This is a genomic window from Shewanella sp. 11B5 (assembly GCF_002836795.1).
Lineage (GTDB): Bacteria > Pseudomonadota > Gammaproteobacteria > Enterobacterales > Shewanellaceae > Shewanella > Shewanella frigidimarina.
The window spans coordinates 1-7,355 of the sequence record NZ_PJAP01000292.1; the positions used below are offsets into that span (position 1 = coordinate 1).

Annotated in this window: 8 protein-coding genes and 1 pseudogene; 1 reads left to right on the forward strand and 8 read right to left on the reverse strand. The window is 41.6% G+C overall.

Translation table 11 applies throughout. The annotated features are described in order from the left end of the window. From CXF78_RS05610 to CXF78_RS05645, 8 genes are all read right to left on the reverse strand, one after another. On the reverse strand, positions 1-1,462 hold a 1,462-nt coding region (locus tag CXF78_RS05610; protein ID WP_102036222.1), incomplete at its 3' end, for a DUF885 domain-containing protein. Between the two features lie 204 nt (positions 1,463-1,666). Next, positions 1,667-2,806: a radical SAM family heme chaperone HemW gene (gene hemW, locus CXF78_RS05615; protein WP_011638314.1), complete on the reverse strand. Its 1,140-nt coding sequence runs from the start codon at positions 2,804-2,806 to the stop codon at positions 1,667-1,669. After that, entirely contained in the window at positions 2,807-3,481 is a 675-nt protein-coding gene (gene rdgB / locus CXF78_RS05620) for an RdgB/HAM1 family non-canonical purine NTP pyrophosphatase (protein ID WP_102036223.1), read from the reverse strand. It lies immediately after the preceding gene. Positions 3,482-3,767: 286 nt separating this feature from the next. Further along, the gene (locus tag CXF78_RS05625; protein ID WP_180957055.1) at positions 3,768-4,190 is read right to left on the reverse strand and encodes a DUF4426 domain-containing protein; all 423 of its coding nucleotides are present in this window, start codon (positions 4,188-4,190) and stop codon (positions 3,768-3,770) included. 74 nt (positions 4,191-4,264) lie between these two features. Continuing rightward, on the reverse strand, positions 4,265-4,579 hold the full coding sequence (gene yggU, locus CXF78_RS05630; protein ID WP_102036225.1) for a DUF167 family protein YggU: 315 nt from the start codon (positions 4,577-4,579) through the stop codon (positions 4,265-4,267). A 20-nt stretch (positions 4,580-4,599) separates the two neighbouring features. Then, entirely contained in the window at positions 4,600-5,148 is a 549-nt protein-coding gene (locus tag CXF78_RS05635) for a YggT family protein (protein ID WP_011638310.1), read from the reverse strand. Between the two features lie 235 nt (positions 5,149-5,383). Beyond that, entirely contained in the window at positions 5,384-6,202 is an 819-nt protein-coding gene (proC, locus tag CXF78_RS05640; RefSeq protein ID WP_102036226.1) for a pyrroline-5-carboxylate reductase, read from the reverse strand. 303 nt (positions 6,203-6,505) lie between these two features. Further along, entirely contained in the window at positions 6,506-7,192 is a 687-nt protein-coding gene (locus tag CXF78_RS05645) for a YggS family pyridoxal phosphate-dependent enzyme (RefSeq protein WP_102036227.1), read from the reverse strand. Between the two features lie 27 nt (positions 7,193-7,219). Between CXF78_RS05645 and CXF78_RS05650 the strand changes: the two are divergent. After that, positions 7,220-7,355, forward strand: a pseudogene (locus tag CXF78_RS05650) (twitching motility protein PilT); the annotation flags it as partial.

The window sequence follows — 7,355 nt, forward strand, 5'->3', positions numbered from 1 at the left end:
AGATGTGATAAGAGACAGGTCCCCAACCTTCAATATAAGCCGTGTAACCACCAAATTTACGGAATTTTGGAATACCTTGCAGTTCTTGTGCAATAGCAATTTGCATGTGATGCCCTGGAATGCCTTCATGGTAAGCAAGTGCTTCCATTTGATACTTTGGCATCGCTTCCATTTTGTATAAATTAGCGTAATAGCTTCCTGGGCGAGAACCATCAGGTGCAGGTTGGTCGTAAAATGCTTTACCAGCAGACTTTTCTCTAAACGCTTCTACTTTTCGAACTACTAATTCGGCTTTAGGCTTAATAGTAAATACTTCGTCTAAACGAGACTCCATAGTATCGATCAGTGATTTTGCTTGAGCCAGATATGCCGTTTTGCCTTCATCAGTTTCTGGGTAATAAAATTGTTTATCATCGCGCATGAACACAAAAAACTCTTGTAAGCCGCCGGCAAAGTGTACCTTTTTCATAATGATACGCATTTCATCATGAATACGCTTAACTTCTGATAAGCCAAGATCGTGTATCGTGTCTGCGGTCATGTCGGTTGTGGTAGTACGTGCTAGAGCGTTATTGTAAAACGCTTCTCCATCAGGCAGTTTCCAAGCTCCATCTCGAGTATCGGCGCGAGCTTCAAGTGACTTGGTGTAGGTTATTAATTGCTCATAGGCAGGTTTTACTTTAGTCAGTAGAGCTTGCTTAACCTCATCTAGTAATGCTTTTTTTCTGTCATCAGTTATATCGAGTTTATTTATTTTACGTGTCGCATCAGCCCATAATGCACTGTCTTTTCCTGTATCTGTAAATGGGGCGCCAGTGATAATGTTTTTACTATCAGAAATTACGTATGGAAATACAAATTTTGGCGCAATGATATGTTTTTTAGCGCGAATTTCTAACGAGGTTTCTAATTGTGCCAGTAGTGTTGGTATGGCGTTCAAACGGCTAATATAGGCTTTAGCATCACTTTCATCGGTAACCTGATGTTGATTAATCAGAAATGAAGCCACTACAGAATGGACTCCATACATTTGGTTAATCGGATAAGTGTGATAACGCCATTTATCATCGCTAATACTGTGTTCTAAGCCAGCTTTTAACAGTTCATAACTGAGGGCCGCTTGTTCATTTAGTTTGTTGGCATCAAGGCTCGTCAATCTTGTGAGTTGCTGTTTACTGCGGGCTAAATCTGCATCGGCAGCAGCGTCAGACAAGTCATTCCACTTGCCGTAATCTTGTTTTATGCCAAGGTAAGTTTGATTGACTGGATTTGCCATCACATTTTCCATAAAAATGGCTTCAAACAATGCGTTGGCTTTTTCTGACTCGGTTTGTTGGCTTGATGTCGCTGTACTTTCTTGTTGGCTCAATTGCGGCATGTTGTGCAAGTTCGCAATGGCTGAAGCGCTTAATAAACTTGATAACGCGACAGCAACGAGAGTTGTTTTAGTTTTAATAGACATTGATATCTTCCCAAAGTACCTAAGTTATAGGCGCATATCCTAATCAAGCTTTGTCTAAAAGTGTGAATAGAAATGTTAGAAAGTGTGTATTTAAGGTAAGTGGAATGTAGTGGTAGAAGCCGATTTTCTGATTATTGGCTCGCAGTTTCCGGATTAAAAAGTAAACTGCGAGTCATATTGTTTTTTTTAAATCGGCTGATTAAGTTAAATAAATTGAGACAGCAAATCATTTACAAACATGTGGCCTTTAGAGGTCAATTGCCAATGTGTTTTGGTTTCTGTCAATAATCCCCGTTCAATTGATTTTTGCATTCCCAGCTTTACCACCTCGGCCGATTGACCTGTACGTTGCTCAAATTCGGTTTTAGGGATTGGAGTCATTAATCTTAGGCGGTTCATTAAGTATTCTAATGGACGGTCTTCTTCAACGACATCTGTCGTTTCAAAGGTATATTTATCCGCAGCGAGGTAGCCCTTAGGGTGTTTTATTTTTACGGTGCGCACAATCCGATTTGAGTCGGGGAGAGTGATCTTACCGTGGGCACCGCAACCGATGCCAAGGTAGTCGCCAAACTGCCAGTAATTAAGATTATGGCGACATTGGTATCCCGGTTTGGCATAGGCCGATATTTCGTATTGCTCATAACCTAATGCCGCTAAGCGCTGCTGACCTTGCTCGTAAATTTGCCACAGGTTCTCATCATCTGGTAATTGTGGCGGTTTTGAATGAAACAAGGTGTTGGGTTCAATGGTGAGTTGATACCAAGAAAGATGCGGTGGGGCTAAAGCTGTTGCTGTGTCGATATCATGCATGGCTTCGTCAAAGCTTTGGTTTGGTAAACCGTGCATTAAGTCGAGATTGAAACTTAAATAATCTGCTTGTTTGGCTTTTTCAGCCGCCACTTTAGCTTCATCTTCATTGTGGATACGTCCTAGCAGATTAAGTTTTTCTTTTGAAAAACTTTGCACCCCAATAGATAAGCGCGTGACACCCGCAGCACGATAGGCACTAAAGTCGTCGTGCTCTAATGTACCTGGATTGGCTTCCATGGTGATTTCAATATTATCTTCAAAAGGGATTAATGCTTGTGCGCCTTCAAGTATGCGTTGAATTTGGCTAGCGTCAAATAACGATGGCGTGCCACCGCCGATAAAGATGGTATGCACCTTTCTACCTTGAACATAAGCCAAGTCTTGTTTTAAATCGTCCAGTAACGCATCGACATATTGTTGCTGTGGTAACTCACCATTTTGGCCATGAGAGTTAAAATCGCAATAAGGGCATTTTTGCACGCACCAAGGAATATGGATATACAAGCTAAGAGGTGGTAGTTGCAATGTCATTTATTGATGACCGCCAGAAGTATTGTTCGATAAAATAATACCTTGGGCTTTCATGGCACTCACTAATAACTCAAGTGCTTTGCCTCGATGACTATGGGCATTTTTCTGTTCACGAGTTAACTCAGCTGCCGAGCAATCAAAACCTTGTGGAATAAACACTGGGTCATATCCATGGCCTTGTTCGCCTTGTGGGGCATGGTTTATTGTTCCTTCCCATGAGGCTTGGCAAATTATTGGCGTAGGATCTTTCGCGTGACGCATATACACAAGTACACATTGGAAACGGGCACTTCGAAGTGTTTCACCTTGCAATGCATCAAGTAGCTTGAGGTAGTTGCTAGTTTCAGTTGCACCAGGACCAGAATAGCGTGCCGAGTAAATCCCTGGTTGACCTTGTAGTGCATCAACTTCAATGCCTGAGTCATCTGCAATTGCAGCTTTACCCGTTATTTCAGCGGCATGGCGAGCTTTAATAATGGCGTTTTCTACAAATGTAGTGCCTGTCTCTGCAACCTCTGTCACGTTAAATTGATTCTGTGGTAATACTTCAATATTAAATGCTGTCAGCATTTGATCAAATTCGGCAAGTTTGCCTTTGTTGCCACTGGCAAGAACAATTTGTTGTTTGGCTAAGGTATGCATAAGTTTTTTAGATGAGGGTAAATTTGCCGTCATTATACTCTAACTACCCCGCGATAGGCTATGGGAGTAGCTAGACCGCTACGCGGATAGTGCGCTTTGCTTCTAGGACGTGACTTCGTCACTGCTAAGGACAGCTTCGCTGCTAAGATCCTAGGCCGCTACGCGGATAGTGCGCTTCGCTTCTAGGGCATGACTTCGTCACTGCTAAGGACTGATTCGCTGCTAAGATTGAGTCGTTGGGCGACTAGGCTGTTGATTTTATAGGATCTAGCCGCGAAGCGTCCTAGCAGCGCAGCGCTCTAGGCTTTTTATCGATAATTTAATCTACATAGAACTTTTGTTTGAATTTCAATGAGGTGTTTAGCTGGTTGCCGTATTTAATGGCAATTGTGAAATTGACCTCTTGGTCATTACGATATGGCACTTCTGCTATGTAATAGATAGAATTTCCTTCACGGATCTCTTTAAAATCAAGCGTTATGCGGGCATCTAGTAAGTTATTAGCTATACCTGATATTTCAACAGGGATAGCAGGGTTCCCTTCTAGATTAGTATTGAGCACGGTAATGTTCACCAATCCATTGTAACTGCTACGTTCAATTCCGTAGGTTTTGGCTATTTCAGGAGTAATAAAGGTGCTACTGAGCGCCATGTAATGAATATCAAAATGACCAACTTGTAGTTTTTGCTCTGCATGAGCATAGCCAATACTGGTGATGGTTATGAGTGACAACAATAACATGTGTAATAATGAGCGAGATAAACACAGAGAATGAAACATAATTTTGTCCTTAATGGGCGTGAGCAATAACATTATTATAGAGAAAGCGGTGACAAAAGGGCGGCTATTTCTGGCGGAATAACCTGGGGTTGGCATATTCTAATTTGTTTATGACGACCTTGTTCACCTTTAATGATATGAACCTGACTTTTGGGTACTTTACAGGCTTTTGCAAGATATTTAGACAGATAAGCATTTGCTTTACCATCAATAGGTGGTGCTGTGATGGCTATTTTTAATTCGTTACCGTGCAAACCGACAATTTGATCGCGGCTGGCTTTGGGTTGCACATAAACAAAAAGCAGCAAGTCACCTTGCTGCTCATCGTTAATATAGCTTACTGGATTCATTAGTTAGGTTTGTTCTAAATCTAAATAATTGACCAAAAAGGAATATATTGCGCGCACAACATGTTAATGAAATTCATCGCAATAAATACCACTAATACAGATAAATCCAAGCCACCAATAGCAGGCAGTACTTTGCGCACTGGGGCTAAAATAGGTTCTGTTAATTGGGTCATCACCATCACAATTGGGTTATAACCTTGGTTAAACCAGCTCAATACTGCGCGGATAAGTAACATCCAAAAAAGTAACACGCCAGCTTGTTTTACGACAGATATCACTGAGAATAATAGTAGAGTAACAATATCTACAGTTGCCCCTGCAATGAAAGTAAGCACTAACATTTTGACCAACACGACAATCAGGGCCAGTACCATTGATGAAGTATCAAAACGTCCTACTGAGGGTAATAGTCGACGCATTGGTGCGATAATCGGTTGTGTCGCCTTAACCACAAATTGGCTAAATGGATTATAAAAATCCGCTCTTGCAAGCTGTAGCCAAAAACGAAGAATGACGACCATTAGGTATAAGTCAAACAGAGTGTTGACTAAAAAACTCATTGCATTCATGTATGTTGCCTTACGTTGATGTGATTTAGTGCTTAATATTGTACTTAAATTAGAGCGCAGATTTGAGTGTAAATTAGTACTAAAATTAACTGCGCTAATATTTAACGATACGATTTACTGAGTGACCAATATAACGGATTATCACTCAGATTTGGTGTTTATAAGCTTAGTTTTACGCAACTATTTTACACCAAAGAGGTTAACCGTAAGTTAAATAATCATTCATCTCATAACGTTAGAATGTTTTAGCCATTTCTTGGGCTCTAGCAACACAGTTTGTCATCGCTTTATCAACCAATTCAACTAACCCGCCTTGTTGGAATGTTTCAACTGCTCTAGCCGTAGTACCGCCTTTTGACATTACATTTTGACGTAATTCGGTTACCGATAACTGTTGGTTTTGTATCACCATCTGCGCAGCACCCAATGCTGCTTGCTCAGCAAGGAATCTTGCTTTGTCTTCAGCCATACCCATGTTGACGCCAGAGGCGATCATAGACTCGATAAACAAGAAAAAATAAGCAGGAGAGCTACCAGCAAGTGCTATTACTTGATCTAATTCCGGTTCTTTATCAACCCAAACCACTTTACCGCCGCTTTGCATTAAGGTTTCGCAAATTGCTTTATGCTCGGCAGAAATACTGTCATCGGCATAAATACCGGTCATACCATAGCCAATTTGAGTTGGAGTATTAGGCATAGTGCGAATAAGTCTTATCGGTTGTTTAAAGTAGTCTTGATAACGAGACGCTGGAATACCTGCAGCGATAGTGATGATTAACTTATTGGCTAAATCGAGTGAACTTAAGTCTTCACAAACGGTCGCCATTAATTGAGGTTTTACACTTAGCACGATTACATCGGCAGCTTGTGCGGCTGCATGATTATCGTGAGAAACTTGAATCGAAAAATCTTGCTGCAACGCATCCAACTTACCTTTGCTTGGATTGGTTGCATGAATAAGGTCACTAGGATAGCCATGCTTAACTAAGCCACTAATAATGCTACGAGTCATATTGCCCGCACCGATAAAACATACTTTTGCTTGAGTCATTAAGTCTGTATCCAATAAAAGAGTGAATTTATGTCCAATTACTGTGTATGTTACCTAATTCAGCCCTAGGACGCTACGCTTCTAGGGTCGCTACGTACGTCCTGCTAGGATCTAGGGCGTGACTTCGTCACTGCTAGGATCGCTACGCTTCTAGGGACAGCTTCGCTGCTTGATTTAGTCACTTCGCGAGTAGGCTGTTGATTTTATAGCATCTAGCCGCGAAGCGACCTAGCAGCGAAGCGTTCTAGGCTGTTGCTATAGATTTTATAGCTTCTAGCAGCGCAGCGCTCTAGGCTGTTGATTTTATCTTTGGCCAAAGATCGCACTGCCGATGCGTACCATGGTTGAGCCATTAGCGATGGCGATGTCCATGTCGCCGCTCATGCCCATTGATAGCGTGTCAACGCTAGGATATTGCTGCTTAAGTTGGTCAAAAATTTGCTTCAATTGGCTAAATTCTTGTTGTTGAAGTTGTATGTCATCAGTTGCCGTTGGGATAGCCATTAATCCGCGTAACTTAAGGTTGCTTAAGGAGGAGATAGTAAGTGCTAACATGGCGACATCTTCAGCATTAACGCCCGACTTAGATTGTTCCTGGCTAATATTAACTTGAATACACACGTTTAATGGCGGCTTGTCATTTGGACGTTGCTCATGTAAACGTTGGGCTATTTTAGCGCGGCTTAAGGTATGCATCCAATCAAAATGTTCGGCAACAATTTTGGTTTTATTCGATTGCAGCGGGCCAATAAAATGCCACTCAATATCAGGATAATCTGCCTGTAAGGCATTAATCTTAGTTTCGCCTTCCTGGACATAGTTTTCGCCAAATAGACGTTGCCCCGCTTGATAAGCTGCAACTATGTCACTAATGGGTTTAGTTTTGCTCACAGCCAGTAGGCTTATTTCGGCCGATGAACGTGAACACTTTTGCGCCGCTTGACTAATTCTACTCTGGGCGATTGATATTCTGTCTGCTATTGTTGTCATAATGTTGGTTAACTGGATGTCTCTACAATGGAAATCACTGAATTACTCGCCTTTAGTGTAAAACACAAAGCATCAGATCTACATCTTTCAGCAGGCGTTTCTCCTATGATCCGCGTTGACGGTGAGGTAAGGAAAATTAATTTACCTGCGTTAGATCATCAAG

Excerpts from the sequence above, each read along its gene's own strand:
- hemW (WP_011638314.1), bottom strand. The coding sequence starts at position 2,806 with ATGACATTGCAACTACCACCTCTTAGCTTGTATATCCATATTCCTTGG.
- rdgB (WP_102036223.1), bottom strand. The coding sequence starts at position 3,481 with ATGACGGCAAATTTACCCTCATCTAAAAAACTTATGCATACCTTAGCC.
- CXF78_RS05625 (WP_180957055.1), bottom strand. The coding sequence starts at position 4,190 with ATGTTATTGTTGTCACTCATAACCATCACCAGTATTGGCTATGCTCAT.
- yggU (WP_102036225.1), bottom strand. The coding sequence starts at position 4,579 with ATGAATCCAGTAAGCTATATTAACGATGAGCAGCAAGGTGACTTGCTG.
- CXF78_RS05635 (WP_011638310.1), bottom strand. The coding sequence starts at position 5,148 with ATGAATGCAATGAGTTTTTTAGTCAACACTCTGTTTGACTTATACCTA.
- proC (WP_102036226.1), bottom strand. The coding sequence starts at position 6,202 with ATGACTCAAGCAAAAGTATGTTTTATCGGTGCGGGCAATATGACTCGT.
- CXF78_RS05645 (WP_102036227.1), bottom strand. The coding sequence starts at position 7,192 with ATGACAACAATAGCAGACAGAATATCAATCGCCCAGAGTAGAATTAGT.